Annotated in this window: 19 protein-coding genes and 1 pseudogene; 10 read left to right on the forward strand and 10 right to left on the reverse strand. The window is 67.9% G+C overall.

Going from position 1 to position 18,950, the window contains the following annotated elements; genetic code table 11:
* The first annotated feature begins 451 nt into the window (after positions 1 to 451).
* A complete protein-coding gene (locus NBG84_RS16260; RefSeq protein ID WP_250920168.1) occupies positions 452 to 2,290 on the forward strand; it encodes an ATP-binding cassette domain-containing protein in 1,839 nt (612 codons plus the stop codon).
* Here the strand turns inward: NBG84_RS16260 and NBG84_RS16265 are convergent.
* Complete coding sequence (locus NBG84_RS16265; protein WP_250920169.1) at positions 2,236 to 3,720, reverse strand: aminotransferase class V-fold PLP-dependent enzyme; 1,485 nt, start codon at positions 3,718 to 3,720, stop codon at positions 2,236 to 2,238. The two genes, NBG84_RS16260 and NBG84_RS16265, sit on opposite strands and share 55 nt — an antisense overlap.
* Positions 3,721 to 4,194: 474 nt before the next feature.
* On the opposite strand from NBG84_RS16265, the gene NBG84_RS16270 reads away from it, so the two are divergent.
* Positions 4,195 to 5,184, forward strand: coding sequence for a zinc-binding dehydrogenase (locus tag NBG84_RS16270; protein WP_250920170.1), 990 nt, complete (start codon positions 4,195 to 4,197; stop codon positions 5,182 to 5,184).
* Between the two features lie 69 nt (positions 5,185 to 5,253).
* Here NBG84_RS16270 and NBG84_RS16275 read toward each other — a convergent pair.
* A pseudogene (locus NBG84_RS16275) lies at positions 5,254 to 5,657 on the reverse strand (Type 1 glutamine amidotransferase-like domain-containing protein); the annotation flags it as partial.
* Between NBG84_RS16275 and NBG84_RS16280 the strand changes: the two are divergent.
* On the forward strand, positions 5,541 to 5,825 hold the full coding sequence (locus NBG84_RS16280; protein WP_250920171.1) for a hypothetical protein: 285 nt from the start codon (positions 5,541 to 5,543) through the stop codon (positions 5,823 to 5,825). The pseudogene NBG84_RS16275 and the gene NBG84_RS16280 overlap by 117 nt on opposite strands.
* Positions 5,826 to 5,900: 75 nt before the next feature.
* On the opposite strand, the gene NBG84_RS16285 is transcribed toward NBG84_RS16280, so the two are convergent.
* Entirely contained in the window at positions 5,901 to 6,284 is a 384-nt protein-coding gene (locus tag NBG84_RS16285) for a BlaI/MecI/CopY family transcriptional regulator (protein WP_250920172.1), read from the reverse strand.
* A 109-nt stretch (positions 6,285 to 6,393) separates the two neighbouring features.
* A complete protein-coding gene (locus NBG84_RS16290; RefSeq protein ID WP_250920173.1) occupies positions 6,394 to 7,287 on the reverse strand; it encodes an AraC family transcriptional regulator in 894 nt (297 codons plus the stop codon).
* A gap of 284 nt (positions 7,288 to 7,571) precedes the next feature.
* Here NBG84_RS16290 and NBG84_RS16295 point away from each other — a divergent pair, with 284 nt between their 5' ends.
* The 3 genes from NBG84_RS16295 to NBG84_RS16305 all read left to right on the forward strand — a co-directional run bounded on the left by NBG84_RS16295 (position 7,572) and on the right by NBG84_RS16305 (position 10,183).
* Positions 7,572 to 8,339, forward strand: a complete 768-nt coding sequence (locus tag NBG84_RS16295) for a nucleotidyltransferase (protein WP_250920174.1) — start codon at positions 7,572 to 7,574, stop codon at positions 8,337 to 8,339.
* A 312-nt stretch (positions 8,340 to 8,651) separates the two neighbouring features.
* The gene (locus NBG84_RS16300; protein WP_250920291.1) at positions 8,652 to 9,227 is read left to right on the forward strand and encodes an RNA polymerase sigma factor; all 576 of its coding nucleotides are present in this window, start codon (positions 8,652 to 8,654) and stop codon (positions 9,225 to 9,227) included.
* Positions 9,227 to 10,183, forward strand: coding sequence for a hypothetical protein (locus NBG84_RS16305; protein ID WP_250920175.1), 957 nt, complete (start codon positions 9,227 to 9,229; stop codon positions 10,181 to 10,183). Before NBG84_RS16300 ends, NBG84_RS16305 begins: the two co-directional genes overlap by 1 nt.
* 52 nt (positions 10,184 to 10,235) lie before the next feature.
* Here the strand turns inward: NBG84_RS16305 and NBG84_RS16310 are convergent, their stop codons facing one another.
* The 3 genes from NBG84_RS16310 to NBG84_RS16320 all read right to left on the reverse strand — a co-directional run bounded on the left by NBG84_RS16310 (position 10,236) and on the right by NBG84_RS16320 (position 13,023).
* Positions 10,236 to 10,598 (reverse strand): hypothetical protein, encoded by a 363-nt coding sequence (locus tag NBG84_RS16310; RefSeq protein WP_250920176.1) that lies wholly within the window; start codon positions 10,596 to 10,598, stop codon positions 10,236 to 10,238.
* Positions 10,595 to 11,305, reverse strand: coding sequence for an RNA polymerase sigma factor (locus tag NBG84_RS16315; protein ID WP_425608648.1), 711 nt, complete (start codon positions 11,303 to 11,305; stop codon positions 10,595 to 10,597). Before NBG84_RS16315 ends, NBG84_RS16310 begins: the two co-directional genes overlap by 4 nt.
* A 152-nt stretch (positions 11,306 to 11,457) precedes the next feature.
* Positions 11,458 to 13,023, reverse strand: coding sequence for a sodium:solute symporter family protein (locus tag NBG84_RS16320; protein WP_250920177.1), 1,566 nt, complete (start codon positions 13,021 to 13,023; stop codon positions 11,458 to 11,460).
* Between the two features lie 204 nt (positions 13,024 to 13,227).
* Between NBG84_RS16320 and NBG84_RS16325 the strand changes: the two genes are divergently transcribed.
* The 3 genes from NBG84_RS16325 (at position 13,228) to NBG84_RS16335 (ending at position 15,897) form a co-directional block, all read left to right on the forward strand.
* Positions 13,228 to 13,467, forward strand: coding sequence for a DUF3311 domain-containing protein (locus NBG84_RS16325; RefSeq protein WP_285366860.1), 240 nt, complete (start codon positions 13,228 to 13,230; stop codon positions 13,465 to 13,467).
* Positions 13,468 to 13,564: 97 nt separating this feature from the next.
* Positions 13,565 to 15,685, forward strand: a complete 2,121-nt coding sequence (locus NBG84_RS16330; RefSeq protein WP_250920178.1) for a carbon starvation CstA family protein — start codon at positions 13,565 to 13,567, stop codon at positions 15,683 to 15,685.
* Complete coding sequence (locus NBG84_RS16335) at positions 15,682 to 15,897, forward strand: CstA-like transporter-associated (seleno)protein (protein ID WP_250920179.1); 216 nt, start codon at positions 15,682 to 15,684, stop codon at positions 15,895 to 15,897. Before NBG84_RS16330 ends, NBG84_RS16335 begins: the two co-directional genes overlap by 4 nt.
* A gap of 59 nt (positions 15,898 to 15,956) precedes the next feature.
* Here NBG84_RS16335 and NBG84_RS16340 read toward each other — a convergent pair whose 3' ends face one another.
* From NBG84_RS16340 to tgmA, 3 genes are all read right to left on the reverse strand, one after another.
* Positions 15,957 to 16,412, reverse strand: a complete 456-nt coding sequence (locus tag NBG84_RS16340) for a lamin tail domain-containing protein (RefSeq protein WP_250920180.1) — start codon at positions 16,410 to 16,412, stop codon at positions 15,957 to 15,959.
* Between the two features lie 263 nt (positions 16,413 to 16,675).
* Complete coding sequence (gene tgmB, locus NBG84_RS16345; protein ID WP_250920181.1) at positions 16,676 to 17,605, reverse strand: ATP-grasp ribosomal peptide maturase; 930 nt, start codon at positions 17,603 to 17,605, stop codon at positions 16,676 to 16,678.
* 11 nt (positions 17,606 to 17,616) lie between these two features.
* Positions 17,617 to 17,808, reverse strand: a complete 192-nt coding sequence (tgmA, locus tag NBG84_RS16350; RefSeq protein WP_250920182.1) for a putative ATP-grasp-modified RiPP — start codon at positions 17,806 to 17,808, stop codon at positions 17,617 to 17,619.
* 508 nt (positions 17,809 to 18,316) lie between these two features.
* Here tgmA and NBG84_RS16355 point away from each other — a divergent pair.
* Complete coding sequence (locus tag NBG84_RS16355; RefSeq protein WP_425608645.1) at positions 18,317 to 18,946, forward strand: HD domain-containing protein; 630 nt, start codon at positions 18,317 to 18,319, stop codon at positions 18,944 to 18,946.
* The last annotated feature ends 4 nt before the right edge of the window (positions 18,947 to 18,950 follow it).

Consider the following 18,950-nt stretch of genomic DNA (forward strand, 5'->3'; position numbering starts at 1 on the left):
CGGCCCCTCGCGACACCGCCCACCCGACCCCGGTGGACCATAGGGCCGCAAACCGCGGGGCGGTCATGGGCGGGGAGGGAGCCGGGGCTTCCCCGTCCGGGTGACAGCCGGCCGCCGGTGTGGACACTCGGACCACTCTTTTGGGTCGGGCATACCCACACGGAAAGTGCCGCGAAAGGTCATCTCCCCAGTTCCAGGAGTGCCCGATACCACCGGCACGCCTGCCGATGGGTCTCAAGGCGTCCTCGTGGGAGCAGAGTTACCACCAAACAGCAGCCGAGTCGGGGCCGCGAAGACACCATCGCGGCAGCGACGAAGTCAACGACCCAACCGGAAGCCGGGAGCGTGCTCCCAGGTGTGCCCGGTGCGCCGACTGGGCAGTGCTGTGACGTCGTACGGCGCTATCCCGCGCACTGGGGTAGCGGCGGACCAGGTGGCTGGAGTTGAACGAATGACACAGACCGGACAAGCGCCCGACGGGGCGCGCATCCACGTGACCGGTGCCGGGCTGCGGGTGCGGGGTGGCAGGGAAGCACTCCGCGATGTGACGCTCGACATCGCGCCGCGGCAGCTCACGGGAATCGCCGGCGGCAGCGGCGCGGGCAAGTCGCTCCTGCTGGAACTCCTCGCCGGGTTACGCCTCCCCTCGACCGGGCTGGTCCGGCACGACGGCCAGGAACCCGCCCGGGCCGCGATCCCCTCGGGATTCGTCCCCCAGGACGACATCGTCCACCGCGGACTGGGGCTGCGCCGGAGTCTGGAGTACGCGGCACGACTGCGGGGCGCGGACCCCCGGATCGTCGAGGGGGTGCTGCTGGAGTTGGGGCTGGCCGATCGCGCCGATCAGAGCGTGGCGACGCTCAGCGGGGGCGAGCGGAAGCGCGCCGGTATCGCGGTTGAACTGCTCACCCGCCCACGGGTGCTCTTCCTGGACGAGCCGACCTCAGGGCTCGACCCGGCCACCGGCGAGCGGCTCATGGACACACTCGGCGAACTGGCCGCCACCGGTGTCACCGTCGTACTGACCACCCACTCCCCCGCCGATCTCGCCCGCTGCGATCTCGTGGCCTTCCTCACCCCCGACGGCGAGTTCGCCGGCTCCGGTACACCGGACCAGATGCTGCGGCGCTTCGACGCGAGGACCTTCACCGAGGTGTACGCGGCGGTGGCCGTCAACTCCACCGAACCGGCTGAGCTCCCTGCCACGACTCCCCCAGCTGATCCCGATGGCCCCTCCTCCGCCACCACCCCCATGGTTTCCGCCACCCCCGCGACCGCTGGCCACCCCAGCGCCACATCGGTCGAAGGCCCCGCACCACGAGAGACCGATGCCTCGCAGCGCGAGGGAGCGGAGCGGGGCAAGCAGGCTGGACGGTCCCGCCTCGGTCCGGGCGCTGTGGGGCAGTGGCTGTTGCTCACCCGACGTGGCGGGGAGCTTCTGGTGCGCGATCGACTCTCCGCGGCCATCATGGTGGGCTCGCCGCTGATGATCGTGGCGATGTTCGCCCTGCTCTTCCGTCCCGGGGTCTTCGATCCCGGCCTGCCGAGTCCCTCGTCCACGGCGATGGTGCTGTTCTGGATCGCCTTCGGTGCGTTCTTCTTCGGTCTCGCCTATGGACTGCTGCAGATCTGCGGGGAACTGGGCGTGGTCCGTCGGGAGCGCCTGACCACCTTGCGACTCGGGCCCTACCTGGCGTCCAAGGTGACCTTGCTTCTTCCGGTCCTCGCCCTGGCTGACGCGCTGCTCCTGCTGGTACTGCGGGCAGGGGACCGGCTGCCGGACGCCGGCCTCGATGTGTACGGATCGCTCTTCGTCACCACCGCCCTGGCATCGGCCGCCGGACTCACCCTGGGATTGTTGACCTCGGCCGCTGTGTCGGACCCGGGGCAGGCGGCGCTGATGCTGCCGCTGTTGTGTTTCCCTCAGGTGCTGTTCTCGGGTGCTTTTGTGCCGGTACCGCTGATGGCCGGGGCGGGCCAGTGGCTCAGCGTCGCCATGACCAACCGATGGGCGTTCGAGGCACTGGGGGCGGGCGCGGACCTGGAAGGACTCTGGGCTCGGGGCGCGTCACCGCTCGGACCCCCGCTGCTCGCCTCGTACGGGGACAGCTTCGCTCACGCGCCCTGGACTCGCTGGCTCATCCTGGTCGGATTCTCGGTCTTCTTCGTACTGGTTGCCGGTTGGTTGCTCAACCGGCGCTGTCCGACCGTCCGTCGGCCTCTGGTCAGCAGGCGTCAGCAGGTCAGCCGGGGGGCGAGGCCTTCCGCTGAAGGGACGCGATCGCGGTAGGCGCTGGTCAGGAAGCTCAGTAGCGCATCCACGTCTGACGCGCTGGAGGGAAGTCCCAGGGACACCCTGATCGCGCCGGCCGATGGCAGCCCCAGTTGGGTGAGGTACTCATCGATGGTGGTGCCCTCGTTGCGACCGGTGCGGCGCAGGGCCTTGGTGCCGATCGCAAAGGCGGCTTCTCCGGCGCCTGGGTTGCAGAAGCAACCGGTACGCAGCGAGATGCCCGCTGCCGCACTGTCCCGGGCGATGATCCTCTCGTCGACCACTTCACCGTTTGCATCCAGGACATTGAGCGCGACGGTGCCACCCCGACGTTGTGTGGTGTGGGGGCCGTAGAGCCGGATCAGCGCGGTGCCGTCGCTGTGGTGCAGACCGAGCAGCCCACCGAGGAGTCGGTCGGTGAGGCCCGCGACATGGTCATGGACGGCATCGAGGCCGACGGACTCGACCCAGTCGAGACCGGTGGAGACCTCGGGTATCGCATGGAAGTCAACGGTGCCGTCCTCGAAGGCTGGGGCCCCGTCCGCGAGCCGGTGCCACTGCCCCTGTGCGCTGACGACCTGGATGGTACCGCCCGAGAACCAGGGCCGACGCAGCAGCGCCAGCGCGCTCCTACGGGCGATGAGGCAGCCCACGCCGGTGGGATAGCCGAAGACCTTGTACCAGCTCAGTACGGTGAAGTCGGCGGGCCAGCGACTCAGCCGCAGTGGGTTGGAGGGGGCGAAGGCGGCGGCATCGAGGAGGACGTGCCAGCCGTGTCGTTGCGCATACGGTATCCACTCCAGTGGATGTTGCACCCCGCTGAAGTTGCTCTGCGCGGGAAAGGCGAACAACCCTCGTCCACCGCGGCGAGCGCGGAGGGCTCGGGTCACAACGGCGTCTGAGACCCGCAAATCAGTTTCGGTCAGGGGGAGGTAGGTGGTCCGAGCCCCCCGCGATCGCGCGAACTCCCGGAGGCCGTTGACAGAGTTGTGGTTGTCGAGTGTGAGGAGCAGTCGCGCACGGCGCGGATGGAAGGGATAGCCCTCGCCGACGAGTCGGCACGCGGCGGTGGCATTGGCCGTGAAGACGGCCGTGTACTCGGTGGGGTCGGCATCGACGAAGTCCAGTACTCTGCGTCTCGCCTCCTCGACCAGGGTGGTGGTGCCGGCGGATGCCGGGCTGTCGGAGTGCGGATTGCCGTATACGCCCTGGGTAAGCCGGGCGGCTTGGATCCGCAGTTGGCGGCGCGCGGGTAGCCCCGAGCCGGTGTAGTCGAGATAGACGTGTCGGGTTTCGTCGAGATAGCCGTACTCGGTGGTACGCAGGTGCTCGAAGTCCGTCTCCTTCGTGACGCCCTCGGATTCGCGGTCGCTGCCGTCGCCTGCTCCATGGCTCCCGTACGGACGCCTGCTGTCGGTCCCGGTCGTCCCACTGCTGTCATCGGCCATGCCATCCCCTGACCGTCGCCCCACTCCCAGGATGCGTCCGGTTGCAGTACGTCGGCAAGATGACCTACGCCTGGGTGAGGCCCCGTGGGCCGCGATACGGCCGGTACGGCGAGAAACACGTGCGTGATCTGCCCAAACACCATGAGGCATGGGATGGGGGCACAAATGTTCCAGGGCTTTGCTGAGTCTTCCCTTCAGCGAAGCACGCCCATCGAGACATGGTCGGGTGTGTCGATCGATGCGCCACCCGAAAAGGCCACGATCGCATATGCGAAGGTTTCACGCAGCCGCAAACCCGCCCGGGCGAACAGGTGCGCGGGAGAGCGGCGTGTTGCCGCTAGTCCATGATCAGGACTGCCTCCGCCGTCTGGGCGCGCCCGCGGCGCGCCCGTTCCGCTCGGCCTTCCCGTGCCGCGCGAGTGCCCTGGGTGACGATGGCTCCGTCAGCGGGAGTGATGGCCGAGGGAGATCGCGATGGAGAAGACGATGCGGGCTGTGGTGCTCGACGAACCCGGGACGGTGGATCACCTTCAACTCCGGGTGCTGCCCGTACCCGATCCCTCCCCCGGCTGGGTACGGATCGCCGTGAAGTCGTTCGGTTTGAATCGGTCCGAGCTGCACACCCGACTCGGACTGGCGCGGGGAGTCACCTTTCCCCGGGTACTCGGCATCGAGGCCGCAGGAATCGTGGACGCGGACCCCGACGGAGTACTGACGCCCGGACAGCAGGTCGTGACCATGATGGGCGGTATGGGCCGCACCTTCGACGGGGGGTACGCCGAGTACACGGTGGTGCCCCGCTCCCAGGTGATCCCCTTCCACTCCGATGTGCCCTGGGAGACGATCGGTGCGGTGCCCGAGACACTGCAAACCGCCTATGGCTCCCTCACCACCGGACTCGATCTCCAGGCCGGGCAGTCGCTGCTGATCCGAGGTGGCACCTCGGCCCTGGGCCTGGCCGCGACCGCACTGGCCAAGGACATGGGGGCGACCGTGTTGGCCACCACCCGCAATCCCGACCGCGTCACGGCACTCGCCGACCATGGCGTGGACCATCCGCTGGTCGATGATGGAGCCGTTGCTGCGAAGGTCCGGGCGATCGTTCCCGAAGGCGTGGACACCGCGCTCGAACTGGTGGGGACACCGACGCTCCCGGACACCCTCGGCGCCACCCGAGTCCATGGCACCGTCTGCTTCACCGGGATGCTGTCGAACCACTGGACGGTCCAGGACTTCTACCCGATCGACTATCTTCCCAGGGGCGTACGACTGACCGCCTACGCCGGTGAGGCGGGGGACCTCCCGGCCGAGGTGCTCCAGCGGTGTCTGGACCGGATCGGGGCCGGGAGACTGTCCCTCGGCCCGGTGCACGTCTATCGGCTCGATCAGATCAGGGATGCCCATCAGGATCTGGAACAGGGCCGGCGGGCCGGCAAGCTGGTCGTCCTGGTCTCCGGGCCATGATCGGCGGCACGGGCGGTGCGCAGTCGGCGTCGGCTGGGCGGGCACCGCGAGGCCAGCCGGGCGCCTCAGGCAGATCGATCCGGCACTGACACCGCTGAGCACCACGCCTGCCCGCCAGGCTCGGCGGAAGACTCCGTCCAGGCCCTGGACGCGCCACCCGGCCGGGAGATCGGCCACCGAGGCCCCCATGACCCAGACGACGTCCTGATCGAGGACGGCACCCTCCTGATCGTCCAGGCCGGGCTGAGGGAAGGGCTGAAGCGCGGTCCGATCGAAGCCCGCGAGCCGGGCGGCCTCCGCCATGCGAAAGGCGAAGTGCTCGGCGTCGCCGACGTATCTCACGCGAGGACGGGCCCATGGAGACCGGAGGGCTCTACCGCATGGTGGACGAGGGAGTGGAACGCCGCGAAGGTTCGCCTCGCGCCACGATGGCCGCCGGAGGTGGCAACGACGGTCGGATCTGGCGCACTCATGGCCACGGCTGGCTGATTCCACTCGCCAAAGGGGCGATGAAACAGCGATTGAGGCTCTTATCCAGCATGGGTGTGGGTGTATCCACAATCGCGGCAAGGCCAGTATTCACCGGTCTGAGCGTGATCCATTATGCGATAGGCCGTGATTTCTCCCGCACTCCGCCGTGAGTGGCTGGCGGGACCCTCTCATAAGCGATTCATTTCGGCCTTGCCAGGAAGCACCTCTACTCAGGGGTTTGATACTCATTTTTCGCCATTGAGCTGCCCGCCCGCTTGAATGGTGCGCAGTGCTTCATCGAATGCCGTTCGCTGCCCCGGGGTCATCATGGCCACAAAGGAGACCAGTGCTGCCTGCGGGCAATCGCTCCTGGCCCATGCCGCACGCATCAGCGCCGCAGCATAGTCAGCCCTGGTGCCGACCGGGCTGTATCGAAAGGCCCGACCGTCGAGCTCCCTGCGGAGCCAGCCCTTCTGATGCACCTTGTCCATCACCGTCATGACGGTCGTATAGGCGATGGAACGTTCCCGTTGGAGATCCCCGAGGACCTCCCGGACGGTTACGGGTCGATTCCATCGCCACACACGCGTCATCACCGCGTCTTCAAGTTCTCCCAACTGCCCATACACACCACCAAGCCTAAGGAATCCACAGGTGGTGCCCAAGCTATTGCGCGGCCTTCCCGAACGGGCCGATCGCAGGCCGTCACTCCCTCGGCGTCAGGGCCTTTGGGGATCATCACGGACGGTCTGGCACCCGCTCAGGGACCGAGGGCTCCAACTCAACCGGAATCCAAAGCTCCGAGTCCGCTTCGGTCCCGCCCGCCCTGAGTTGGGTCAGCACGATCTCAGGTCCACGTCGGCTCCGATAGGGATGGGAGGGAAACCACTGGGTGAAGACATCCCGCCAGAGGTACTGAAGCGTCAGCGGAAAGGACCCGGAGCTGTCAAAGACCGCCCAGACCCCCGCCGACACGCACAACTGGTCAAGACCGGCGGGGGCGTCAGCCGAGGTGATGACGGCGTGGTAGTAGTCGAACTCGGTCCCCTCACCGCGACTGACATCAAGATCATCACTGACACCGGCGATACCGCTCGGCTCCTGGTCGGAAAGCTCCGCGATGCGCTGGACGGTCTCCGGCGCGATTCCTCGGACAAAGGCGACCAGTTCCGTGTTCATCCCCTCGTGAACCAGTGGGAGGCGGGCCTTCTTCCCCACCACGTTGAAAGCGTCCTTGTGCACGATCCGATAGCGCATGGCGCTACTCCCCTCGACGATCAACCGGAAGGACATCCGCGGCTGGGCGCACAGGGGCGCACCCGTCCGGCGTGCTTCGCTCGGGCCGATGCCGTGCATGGCTCGGAACGCACGGGCGAACGCCTCACCCGATCCATAGCCATGGCGTACGGCGACGTCGAGCAGTGACCGCTCGCCGGCGATCACCTCGGTGGCGGCGATGGTCAGCCGCCGACGCCTGATGTACTCGGCCAGTCCCATCCCGGCGAGTGCGGAGAACATACGCCGGAGGTGGTACTCCGACGTCCGAGCGATCCGGGCCAGTTCCGTCACATCGATCGGACCGGCGAGGTGCTCCTCGATGTACTCCAACGCCTCGTTCAGTGGTTTCAGCACTTCGGCTTCCTTCCCTTCTGGAAGTTCACGTTAGAAGGGACAGGGCCCGGGGACCCGGCATCCTGTGCCCGATCCGGTCGGGTGGGGTCGCGCGATGCCGTCCACCAAGGCGTCGCGCCGCGGGGAGGGCGAGGGCGGACACGACTGCTGACGGCTGGAGAGGGGGTAGCGGACGGACATCTGTTGAGGCAGCCTTGGCGGTCCCCGGCCACGGATCCGTTCCTCCCCCGCGTGATGGTCTCAGCCCGCCCCCGCTCCGCTCTGGTGTGGATACGGTTGGTGTTATGGCCGACCACGATCCGTCCACCCGAAGGCTGCTCCTTGGATTCGTCGCCGAAGTGCGCCCTCTGGTGTCACCCATCGCGATCTGGGCCCATGGCTCGCTCGGTGGCGGCGACTACCAGCCCGGGCGCAGCGACATCGATCTCATCGCCGTCATCGATCGGGCCTGTTCACCCGAGGAATGGCAGCAGCTCGCCGCGTTCCACCGCCGTCTGATAGCGGAGTTTCCGCTCGCGGCCAAGCTGCACTGCAGTTATCCGCTGGCCGATGAGCTTGCCGATGTGAAGGGTGAGCATCTGACCTGGGCCCATCAGGAGCTCTTCCACCGGCCGGTGACCGAGGTGACCCGAAGGGAACTGTATGAGTTCGGGGTCGTGCTGCACGGTCTGCAACCAGCCGATCTCCTCGCGCCGGTGACGGAGGGCGAGTTGGTCGATTTCCTCATCGGGGAGATGAACGGACCGTGGCGCGCGGTGTTGGAGAAGCCGCGTCTGTGGCTCCAGGACGGCTGGGTCGACTTCGGGATGCTGGCGCTGGCGCGAGCGACAGTGACCCTGCGGTCCGGTGGCCTGATCACCAAGGCTGAGGCCATCGAGGTGCTCGTCGGGGAGCTCGACGCACCGATCGAGGTGGTGGATGACATCAGGTCCCGCCGCTACGGCACCCCGGCTCCCGCGTCGCCGGAGTGGCTGGATCGCCGGGCCGAGCTGACGGTCGCCTTCCTGAGGGCGGCACTGGACCGGTTGCCTGGGCGGCCTGATGGGCCATGACCACGGGCACAGGTCTCTCACCGGGGCGATGTCACACTCTCGGCGCCCCTGTGCACTAGAGGGCCACGGTGCCGCACGGTGGCATTGACTGTGGGTCAGGAGGACGCGGTGAGAACGGTTTTTCGGGACGCTGGCGGTGGACGCCGCGGCTCATGCCGATGGGGCTGGGGCAGGGACGTCCCGCCGTGGACGGAAACACACCATGCCGGTGAGGCCGCTCATCGAACGGAACGGGCCGCCGTACGCGCAAGGCCCCGAGAACGCGGTGTACCAGTGTTCAACGGGCTCAGCGGAGCCGAGGGGTAGATCGTGATGGAGGACGCTCCCAGCGCGGAGCTCCGGGTGAGCGAGGCCCCGGAGGCTGCCTTTCCCCCGGTGAGTGGCCGGGACCTTGCGGAGGAGCTACATCACGCCGAGTATCCGGGGTTGGTGCGCTTTCTCCTGCTCAACGGAGCATCATGGAACGAGGCTCAAGACGCGGCGCAGGACGCCTTCACCCAGATGTGCCGCCCCGGGACACGGATCACCTATCCGAAGGCCTGGCTGCGAACAGTGGCCTGGCGGTCCTGGTTACGGCAGCAGGTGCGACAGGAGGAGCCGTGCGCGGATGTTCCCGACATCCACGCCGTGCACTGGCAGACCCCCGCGCACGCGGCGGAGTTGGGCACGGAGGAACGGCAGGTGGTGGAACTGCTTCTCAAGCTGCCGGCGAAACAAAGGGCCGCGTTGGCCTGGAACCTGGACGGGTTCACCTCGCAGGAGAGCGCTGAGGCCATGGGCATCACCCCGGAGGCGGTACGGCAGAACCTCGCCCGGGCGCGGGCGACGCTCAAGGCACGACTGGGCCTGGAGGGGCCGGGCGGCGGCCAAGCACGAGAGGTGGAGTGATGGATCAGGACGGCGGGTTCGACCGTCTCGACACCCTGCTGGCTCAGGCACACCGGCGGCTTGGAACCCTGGTGTACGACTCCGTGATGGGCCAGGGCGGCCCGCCGGAGCCGGTCGATCCCGATCGGGCGCTGGGGCTCTTGCTGGCCGCCGCGCACCGGCAGACCCGGGACGCCGTCGTACGACGGACCGCCCGACAGCTGAAGGAGGATGTCATTCGCAGGAAGCGGGCGGCGCCGGGGGTGGCCGCACGAAGCGGCGGAACGTTAATGCGGCGTCCGGCGACCATTCGGCTCAAATACCGGGAGCAGGCGCTGCGTATCGCACACGCCTACTGGCCGCGGGATCTGGATGAACTGATCCGCCATGCGTTGGAGGAGATACAGGAACTGATCGTCCATCTGGAGGCCGAGTCCCTGCCGGTGGGGCTTCCCGCGATACTCACCAGGGTGAGTGAGGACATGGGCCAGGTGTTGACCCTGCCCAAGAGCTCACAGCTGTCTCCCGCACCGGCCGGGTACGACTATCTGGAGGCGGTGGAGCAGCAACTGGCCGTCCGCGCGGCCCGGTTGGTGGCGGAGGCCCGCAACTCCCGCGTACTGCTGGATACCGAGCTGATTCCCCATCTGTCGGACGGCGGTGTCTCCTGGCTGGGTGCCCTGGAAGTGGCTCAGGACCTCGCCGACGATCTGGATCTGGCGCATCGGGAGGCTCTGTCCCTGCTCAGCGCGGTGGCCTCGGTGAAGGAGGCGGGCACGGACTTTCGAGCGGCAGACCTCCATACGGTGGATCTGACGGGACTGCTTCTGGTCGGTATTCGCTGGGACGGGGAGACGATCTGGCCGCCGGCGTGGGAGGAGCGGATTCTCCGGGCGTCGTCGGCCACCGACGATGACCTCGGTGGCCTGGTCGTGGGGCCGCAGCCGCATGACAGCACGGTGGGGGCCGATGCCTGATCCGCGGTGGACGCCAGCGGGCGGACAGGGCGCATCCGTTCGGTGGACCGGGTCAGTTCGCCGGCCGTGCGTCGGAGTGGCCCGGCGCACCGGCACCTGGTGGCGCGGGACCACCCGGTACCACCGGTGCGGACGGGGACGGTGTCGGGGAACGCTCGTCGTGGAAGATGCCCCCGGAGCCCGAAGGCGCGGAGTTGAGCACCCATAGCCCGGCGAGCGTCGCGAGGGTGAAGACCACGGTGACCAGGAGCGTGAGCACCAGTCGCCGTCTGCGCTCGCGGCGCTGCCACTCACCGCGTGCCGTGCAGTAGGCGTCGGGGGCGGGGTGGACCTGGCCCGCGAGCGCCGCCATGGCATCGCGCAGTTGCTCTTCGGTGCCGGGGCTGTTCACCGGCTCGGTGTCCTGGCCGTTCATCGACGGTTCTCCATCACCTGGGTCAGTGCGGCGATGCCGCGCGCTGTGTGCGTCTTGACCGAACCGGCCGAAATCCCCATGGCCTTGGCTATCTCACCCTCCTTGAGCCCCATCCAGTGGCGCAGGACGAGCGCCTCGCGCTGCCGGGGAGGCAGCTTCTGCAAGGCGACGATCAGCGCCTGCTGGTCGTCATGGAGCAGAGCGGTGTACTCAGCCGACGCCACCGGTTCGGCCATGGGAGTCTCGGCGTGCTTGCGGACGATCTGGAGATGGCGTATCCGCATCCGGGTGAGGTTGCAGACGACCGAGCGGAGATAGGATTCCGCGCGGTCGGCGTCACGCAGCTTCCGCCATTTGCGGTAGATCTCGTAGTAGGCCTCGGCCACGATGTTCTCCGGATCATCAGCACCCAGCAGGGCGGCCAGACGGAGCATCGAGGTGTAGTGCCGTTCGAAGAGACGAGCGAGCGCGGCTTCCCGTTCCGTTTCGGCGCCGCCCTGTCGCTGGACACCACAAGCGGGGCGCCCGGAGCCGACGGAGCCCGCTGGCCGGGGCCCCGGGTCAGCACCTGGCCCCGGGGAGTCGCTGTCCTGACCGGTCGAACCGCGGCTCTGTGCGAAGGAGTTCTGGGCCCGTGCGGTGGAACCCCGGTCCTCAGGGCCCGCGTTGCCGCTCTCCTCGCGGGGAGCCCCCGGCTGGGCCGGCACCAGAGCGTCCGCCCGCCCACCGGGGTCGGTCTGGGCGATCGGCCCGAACGGGGCCACCGGCGCGGGTGCGGCGGCGGGAGCCGAGGCCGACGGGGGTACCGTCGGCGCGGGTTCGGGGGGCAGCAGGATGCGGAGGGCGCGCGATGTCCGTCTCATGGGGAACTCGTTCCCGTCTCGGGCCGTGGCCGGGCAGAAGGCCATGTGGACAGTGAGGTGACATCCGGACCCTGCGGAGCGCCCCTCCATCGCAGCAGGACGGTACCCGCCACGGCGACGACCAGGTTGAGGAGCAGAGCCGCGAGGCCGGCGTAGATTTCAACGGTGTGGCCGCTCGGGCCGAGCGGTATGACGGGCGAGAAGCCTTCGCGTACGACCATGACGGTACCGAAGCCCATCCCCAGCGCCCACCCCATGAGCAGTGCTCGATGGTGCAGCCATCGGGTGTAGAGACCGATGGCTACGGCCGGGAAGATCTGGAGTATCCATACGCCCCCGAGTAGTTGCAGGTTGATGGCCGCCTGGTCGCGCAGCCCGAAGACAAAGGCGATCGCGCCCACCTTGGCGGCGAGCGAGACGGCCTGGGCGATCCGTACCTGGCGCTTGGGGGTCGCCGTGGGATGGACGTACTCAACGTAGACATTCCGCACGAACGACGTCGCGGCGGCCACCGACATCACCGCGGCCGGTACCAGGGCCCCCACCGTGATCGCGCCGAAGACCAGCCCCGCGAGGGGAGCGGGCATCAGACGGTCGACCAGCATGGGAACAGCGGATTCCGAGCCGCCTTCGGGGGTGCGCACACCGGCGGCTATGGCGGCTATCCCCAGGAGCCCGAAGAGCGCCAGGACCGCGGTCCAGGCGGGCAGGGCCACACAGACGCGGCGCAGGTTGGCGGGGCTGGCGGCGGCGAAGCCCGCGGTGAGCACATGGGGGTACATCAGCAGGGCGAGTGCCGACCCCAGGGCGAGGCTCGCGAACGCGGGCTGCTGGTCCGGGGCGAGCAGCAAGGAGGCCCCCGACGCGCCGTGTGCACTGAGCCGGTCGGAGGCGGTGGTGAACACCGTGCCAGGTCCGCCGAGCCGGTCGAGCACCAGCCAGACCAGGGCCAGCACGGAGGCGAAGACGGCAACGCCCTTGAAGGCGGAAATGACGGTCGGGGCGCGCAGTCCGTGGCGGTAGGTGGCTATGGCGAGTCCGGCGAAGAGCACGATCATGACAAGATCGACCATCAGGGCGTCGGATGTATCCATTCCGCCGGCGTTCAGTACCGCCCGGATGCCCAGGAGTTGCAGCGCCAGATACGGCATGGTGGCGAGGATGCCGGTGAGGGCGACGACCAGGGCGAGCAGCGGGGAGCCGTAGCGGCCCCGCACGAAGTCGGCCACGGTGATGTAGCCGTGCTCCCGTGCCACGGACCAGAGTCTGGGCAGCAGAACGAAGGCGAGGGGGCAGACGATCACGGTGTAGGGCAGGGCGAAGAACGCGGGTGCCCCATTGCCGTAGGCGAGTCCTGGTACGGCGGTGAAGGTGTAGGCCGTGAAGATGGTTCCGCCGAGCAACAGCCACATCCAGCCGGTGCCCAGACTGCGGTCGGCGAGCGCCCAACCCTCCAGCGAGGGCAGCGTGTCGCGGGCGTGGAACCGGCGGGCCCCCGCCGCCAGCAGCGACACCGCGCCGATGACGGCGAGGAACGCCGCGGCCACGGCACCTTCGGTCATCGTTCACCGTCCGTGCTGTTCGCTGCGCGCGATGCGCCTGGGTTGTCGTCCGGTCGCTGTCGAATAGCACGTCCGGCCCGAGGGGTGAGCAAGTCCACGGTCAAATTCTTGTGTGCTCCGTGTCAACCAAACCGGTCGGACCGGCAACTCTTCCACAGACCGGCGGAAAACAGGGACGGACGGCTGACAACGGTGGAGGAACCCTTGACGGAAAGCGTCCACCCATCGCGGCACGGCGGCCCGGGCAGGGTCCGTCGGACCGTGGCGGGGGTGTGCCTCATCGTCCCGGTCATCGCCCTGCTGTGGGTGCCGTGGTACACGCAGGAACGACCCCGACTGGCGGGGGTCCCGTTCTTCTACTGGTACCAGCTCGCCTGGGTGCCCGGTTGCACCCTGGTGCTGCTCGTCGCCCACCTGTTGACGCGGAGGCGTCCGAGCTCATGAGCTGACGCCTCCGTCCGGCGCCGCGCCGTCCACTTCCCCCGGCGCGGCCCTCCGGTCCCTCGGTGCTGAAGTGCCACCCCCCAACGTAAGGAGCACTGTGTCCCGGTCATCCGCGCCCCTGTCCCGGGCGAATCCAACCTCGGTCGTCGTCTGGACGGCCATCGCCGTTCTGGGCGCGGTCTGCTGGGGCGTGCTGGCCCTGTCACGCGGTGAGGAGGTCTCGGCCATCTGGCTGGTCGTCGCAGCCTTGGGGTCGTATGCCATCGCCTACCGCTTCTACTCCCGGTTCATCGTCACCCGGGTACTCCGTCCGGATGACAGCCGGGCGACACCGGCAGAGCGGCTGGAGGACGGAGTCGACTACCAGCCCACCGATCGACGGGTGCTGCTGGGGCATCACTTCGCCGCGATCGCCGGGGCGGGGCCGTTGGTCGGACCGGTGCTGGCAGTGCAGATGGGATATCTGCCGGGCACCATCTGGATCGTCTTCGGAGTGATCTTCGCCGGGGCGGTACAGGACATGGTGGTGCTGTTCCTGTCGATGCGGCGCAACGGCAAGAGCCTGGGGCAGATGGCCCGCGACGAGATCGGGAAGGTCGGCGGCGCGGCCGCCCTGATCGCCGTCTTCATGATCATGATCATTCTGCTGGCGGTGCTCGCGCTGGTCGTGGTCAACGCGCTCGCCGACTCGCCCTGGGGCACGTTCTCGGTGGCGATGACCATCCCGATCGCCCTGTTCATGGGGTTCTATCTGCATATCCTGCGGCCTGGCCGGGTGTTGGAGACCAGTCTGATCGGTGTCGTCCTGCTGCTGTTGGCGATCGTGGGCGGCGGCTGGATCCAGAACTCCTCCCTCGCCGACACCTTTACCCTCAGCCCCACCACCCTGGTGTTCTGTCTGGTGGTGTACGGATTCATCGCCTCGGTTCTTCCGGTGTGGATGCTGCTCGCTCCCCGCGACTACCTCTCCACGTTCATGAAGATCGGCACCATCGCCCTGCTCGCGGTCGGTGTCGTGGTCGCGGCCCCGATGCTCCAGGCGGAGGCGGTGAGCAAGTTCGCGTCCGCGGGTGACGGCCCGGTCTTCGCGGGCTCCCTCTTCCCCTTCCTGTTCATCACCATCGCCTGCGGCGCCCTCTCCGGCTTCCACTCGCTGGTGTCCTCCGGGACGACTCCTAAGCTGATCGAGAAGGAATCCCAGGTCCGCATGATCGGCTACGGCGCCATGCTGATGGAGTCCTTCGTCGCCATCATGGCCCTGATCGCCGCCGCCGTGCTGGACCCCGGTCTCTACTACGCCATGAACGCTCCGGCCGGAGTCCTCGGCCCGACCGTCGAATCGGCCTCCCAGGCCGTCGCCAATCTGGGGTTCACCATCTCGCCCGAGGAACTGGCCGCGGCGGCCAAGGCGGTTGAGGAGAGCACCCTGGTGGCACGGACGGGCGGTGCGCCGACGCTGGCGGTCGGCATGTCGCAGATCTTCTCGGATGTCATCGGCGGCGAGGGGATGAAGGCGTTCTGGTATCACTTCGCCATCATGTTCGAGGCGCTCTTCATCCTGACGACCGTCGACGCGGGCACCCGGGTCGGTCGCTTCATGCTCCAGGACATGCTCGGCAATGTGTGGAAGCCGCTGGGCCGCGTCCACTGGAAGCCGGGGATCTGGCTGGCGAGCGCGCTGGTCGTGGCCGGCTGGGGCTACTTCCTGTACGCCGGGGCCACCGACCCGCTCGGCGGGATCAACCAGCTCTTCCCGTTGTTCGGCATCGCGAACCAGTTGCTGGCCGCCGTGGCCCTCACGGTCGCCACCACCGTACTCATCAAGTCCGGGCGGTTCCGCTGGGCTTGGGTGACCGGCGCCCCCCTTGCCTTCACGGTGGCGGTCACCTTCACCGCGAGCTGGCAGAAGGTCTTCTCGCCCGACCCCCGGGTGGGCTTCTTCGCCCAGCGCGACCGGTACTCGGACGCCATCGACGCGGGGACCGTCCTACCACCCGCCAAGAGCATGGACGATATGCACACCATCGTCACCAACTCCACGGTGGACGGGGTGCTGATCATTCTGTTCGTGGTGCTGGTGACCGCCGTCATCGTCAACGCGGCGGTGGTCTGCGTCCGCACCCTCCGCTCCCCCACGCCCCCGTCGACCACCGAGACGCCCTATGTCGCCTCCAAACTGAACGTGCCCGCCCCGGAACCGGTCGGAGTACGCGAATGAGTGCCCGGGAGGGCTCGGCGCTCGCCACCGTACGGCGGGCGCTGGGCGCGGTGCACTGGTATCTCCAGGAGCTGACCGGGGAGACGGCGTACGAGCGGCACTGCGCACGGCACCGCAGGAGGCATCCACTGGTGCCGGCGCCGACCCGGCGTGAGTTCCAGCGCCTGCGCGCCCGGCGCCGGGAGGCGGAGCCGGGTTCCGGCTGCTGCTGATGGCCCTCGGGCCTGTGGTCACCCGCCCTCACCGGGCGGGCGACCACCTCAGCCAGGGATCAGCAGTTCTTGTAGTCCACCTTGGTGGAGTTGTACGAGCAGGTGTCGACCTTCGCACCCGACGACTTCTTCAGGGTGGCCGTGTCCTTGTCGTTGTTCCAGACGTAGGCACCCCGGCCCTGGTACCGGTTGGTGGTGGTGTTGGTCCCCTTGCCCGTGCGGACGGTCACCGACTTGCCCTTGCCCAGGGTGTAGGCGCCGAAGACGTACTTGTGGTTCGAGGAGTCGGTCAGGATCCAACCCTTCAAGCTCACCGCTGACTTGGTGGTGTTGCGGATCTGCACCCACTCGCCGTTGAGGCTGGCGGCGGTCCGGGTGTCCTTGCCCGGGCTGTCGTAGTAGACCTTGTACAGGTGGACCGATCCCGTGGCGGCCTGTGCGGTCGAGGGCAGCAGGACGAGCCCGCCGAGGCACGCGGTTGCGGCGGCGACGGCGATGGTACGGGTCTGAAGCATGAGCATCCTTCTGGGTTCACGCCGGGCACCCCCCAACTTCCGGGCCCGGCAAGGCGCTCAGACTAAACGATGCTCACACAAAGTGAAGAATTCTCGCAGAATGTGGATGCACCGTGCCCGCGACCCGGACGTGGTCGGGTAGGCGGGCGGGGGTCAGGATGGCCACCCTGCCCCAGGGACGAGGCCCCGCCCCTCAGCGACACAGCCTGCCCTGCTCCGCCGATGTGCGCGAGGCCCGGGCCCACACCCCCATCACCGCGGGATTACTCCCCAGGAGCGCTCAACCAGGCGGCGACCGCGTCGGCGATCGGCTGCTCGGTCTCCAACTCGACAAAGCCGAACTGGCCGCCCTGGTTGCACTCCAGGAACCACCAGGTCCCCTCGGAGTCCTCGGCGAAGTCAAAGGCGCCGTAGGCGAGTCCGGAGAACTTGCGGTACTGGGCCACGGCTCGCGCGACCCGGCCGGGCACATCGACCGGCCGCCAGGTGTGCCCCGTATCGCCGTACCGGCCATCCACCTGCCCCGGTTCAGCGACCTTGCGCGCGGCGAAGGACTCGTTCCCGACGCTCGTGAGCCGGATGTCGGCGGTCTTGGCGATGTACCGCTGGAGCAGGGTGGGCGCGGCCGCGACATCGGAGAAGTCGGCATCGGGCGGCACCAGGGTGGTGGGCAGCGCCATCGGCGGCTCGCTGGGCGGTTTGCCCGACACCACCTTCACCACCACATGCCGGTACTGATCGGCGAACTGCCGGGCAACCCGGGGATAGGTGGTGATGACGGTGGCGGGCACGGGGAACCCGCTCTGGTGCGCGAGCCGCAGCTGCCAGGGCTTGAGACGCGCCTTGGCAGCGGCTGACGGATCGTTCATCCAAGGGACTTGGGTGCACTCCAGCATTCCGTACAGCGCCTGCCCGCTCTCGGCGGAGAGCCAGGCCGACGGCTCGGGCGCGTGCGCCGCCGGCTCGCTTGGCCTGCGCACCCAGACGGACCGCAGTCCATCCATGCTCACCACCCGTCCGCCCATCGACAGATAGCCGCGGAACTCACCCCGGACGTACTCGGCGGAGAGGGCTCCCTCGCCGGGTAGATCGCCGGGATCGAACCGGACCAGCGGCACGCCGCGCTTGTGCAGCTGCGCCACCACCATGTCCGCCGTCACGTCCTGCTCACAGGTCAGGATCAACACCGTCATCGCGGGATCGGTCAGTCGTCGAAGTGAGTGGCGGAGCCGGCGGTGGAGGTGGTGGTGCCGACCGCCGCCAGCAACACCCGATCCATGATGGCGGGCCGACCGTCCGGAAGGACGTTCAGCTGAAGGGTGGAGTCATATGCGTACTGGTCGATCACGGGCGCCAGCTCTGCCGGACGTGCGTAGTTCCACGCGAACGGTTTCATGGTTTCTCCCTGGCCCACACGGGACTGTTCCGGGCCACTGCGTGGCCTCATGAGAGCAATACGTGGAGTGGATGTAGTTAGCTCATCACATTCCGTCATATTGCAAATACTGGCAGCCAGTCGGACGTCCCCGATCCGAGCAGCCGTATATCCATAAGGCGAACACACCCACGCATGCGGGCCGTTGACGTTTCCTGGTACTTATACAGACGTCCGAAGCGGCAATTCCGTGCACTCCGAGGGGAAGTGATGTCCGTCACCATTTCCCCCAGGAACCCCTCCGGGCGCGCTCACACCAATTATCACGGAGCCCTCACCCTGACCGTGGTGAACACAGCGTGATAACTCGCTGGCCATCCGTGAGTCCTGCTCGCAAATAGGCCCGCGGACCCGGAAGCTGGATTCGAGCACCGGCCGCAATGGGTCGGACACGGCGCGCCACCCCACCTCCCGGGCAGGCTCACCCGGGATCGTACGCGGAAAGGCTGTGAACGCCATGGCGGATGACATGCACTCGACTGTGCCGGTCCCGGACACAGAGCTCGCCCGGGAGGCGACCGAGTTGGTGCGGGACACCACGGACGCTCTGATCTATCACCATTCCCGCCGGGTCTACTTCTTCGGCGGACTACAGGGCCGCAACCGCGGTCTCTCCTTTGACCCGGAACTGCTCTACATCGGGGCCATGTTCCACGATCTAGGTCTCTCGGAACGCTTCCATGGCAGTGGCAGGCGGTTCGAAGTGGACGGCGCGGACGAGGCCCGGCGCTTTCTCCAAAGCCGTCAGGTGCCCGAGGACAGCATCCGCCGGGTGTGGACCTCGATCGCCCTTCACACCACACCGGGCATTCCCGAGTTCATGGAGCCGGAGGTCGCTTTGGTCACAGCGGGTGTTGAATACGATGTGCTCGGTATCGGCTATCACGAGATCCCCGATACGGAGCGTGCCGCTATCGTCGCTCTCCATCCCCGTCCGGACTTCAAGCGACAGATCCTGGCGGCGTTCACCGAGGGAATCCGCGGCAAGCCGGAGACCACGTTCGGGAATGTGAAGGCGGATGTCCTCGCACACTACGAGCCGGGTTTCGAGCGCGGGGACTTCGTGACCACGATCCTGGACTCGCCCTGGCCGGAATGATCTC

Origin of the sequence: Streptomyces albipurpureus (genome assembly GCF_023701525.1) — a bacterium.
Taxonomy (GTDB): domain Bacteria; phylum Actinomycetota; class Actinomycetes; order Streptomycetales; family Streptomycetaceae; genus Streptomyces; species Streptomyces albipurpureus.

Excerpts from the sequence above, each read along its gene's own strand:
- NBG84_RS16305 (WP_250920175.1), top strand. The coding sequence starts at position 9,227 with ATGGATCAGGACGGCGGGTTCGACCGTCTCGACACCCTGCTGGCTCAG.
- NBG84_RS16260 (WP_250920168.1), top strand. The coding sequence starts at position 452 with ATGACACAGACCGGACAAGCGCCCGACGGGGCGCGCATCCACGTGACC.
- NBG84_RS16270 (WP_250920170.1), top strand. The coding sequence starts at position 4,195 with ATGGAGAAGACGATGCGGGCTGTGGTGCTCGACGAACCCGGGACGGTG.
- NBG84_RS16280 (WP_250920171.1), top strand. The coding sequence starts at position 5,541 with ATGGAGACCGGAGGGCTCTACCGCATGGTGGACGAGGGAGTGGAACGC.
- NBG84_RS16340 (WP_250920180.1), bottom strand. The coding sequence starts at position 16,412 with ATGCTTCAGACCCGTACCATCGCCGTCGCCGCCGCAACCGCGTGCCTC.
- NBG84_RS16335 (WP_250920179.1), top strand. The coding sequence starts at position 15,682 with ATGAGTGCCCGGGAGGGCTCGGCGCTCGCCACCGTACGGCGGGCGCTG.
- NBG84_RS16310 (WP_250920176.1), bottom strand. The coding sequence starts at position 10,598 with ATGAACGGCCAGGACACCGAGCCGGTGAACAGCCCCGGCACCGAAGAG.
- tgmB (WP_250920181.1), bottom strand. The coding sequence starts at position 17,605 with ATGACGGTGTTGATCCTGACCTGTGAGCAGGACGTGACGGCGGACATG.
- NBG84_RS16300 (WP_250920291.1), top strand. The coding sequence starts at position 8,652 with ATGGAGGACGCTCCCAGCGCGGAGCTCCGGGTGAGCGAGGCCCCGGAG.
- NBG84_RS16295 (WP_250920174.1), top strand. The coding sequence starts at position 7,572 with ATGGCCGACCACGATCCGTCCACCCGAAGGCTGCTCCTTGGATTCGTC.
- NBG84_RS16355 (WP_425608645.1), top strand. The coding sequence starts at position 18,317 with ATGCACTCGACTGTGCCGGTCCCGGACACAGAGCTCGCCCGGGAGGCG.
- NBG84_RS16265 (WP_250920169.1), bottom strand. The coding sequence starts at position 3,720 with ATGGCCGATGACAGCAGTGGGACGACCGGGACCGACAGCAGGCGTCCG.
- tgmA (WP_250920182.1), bottom strand. The coding sequence starts at position 17,808 with ATGAAACCGTTCGCGTGGAACTACGCACGTCCGGCAGAGCTGGCGCCC.
- NBG84_RS16320 (WP_250920177.1), bottom strand. The coding sequence starts at position 13,023 with ATGACCGAAGGTGCCGTGGCCGCGGCGTTCCTCGCCGTCATCGGCGCG.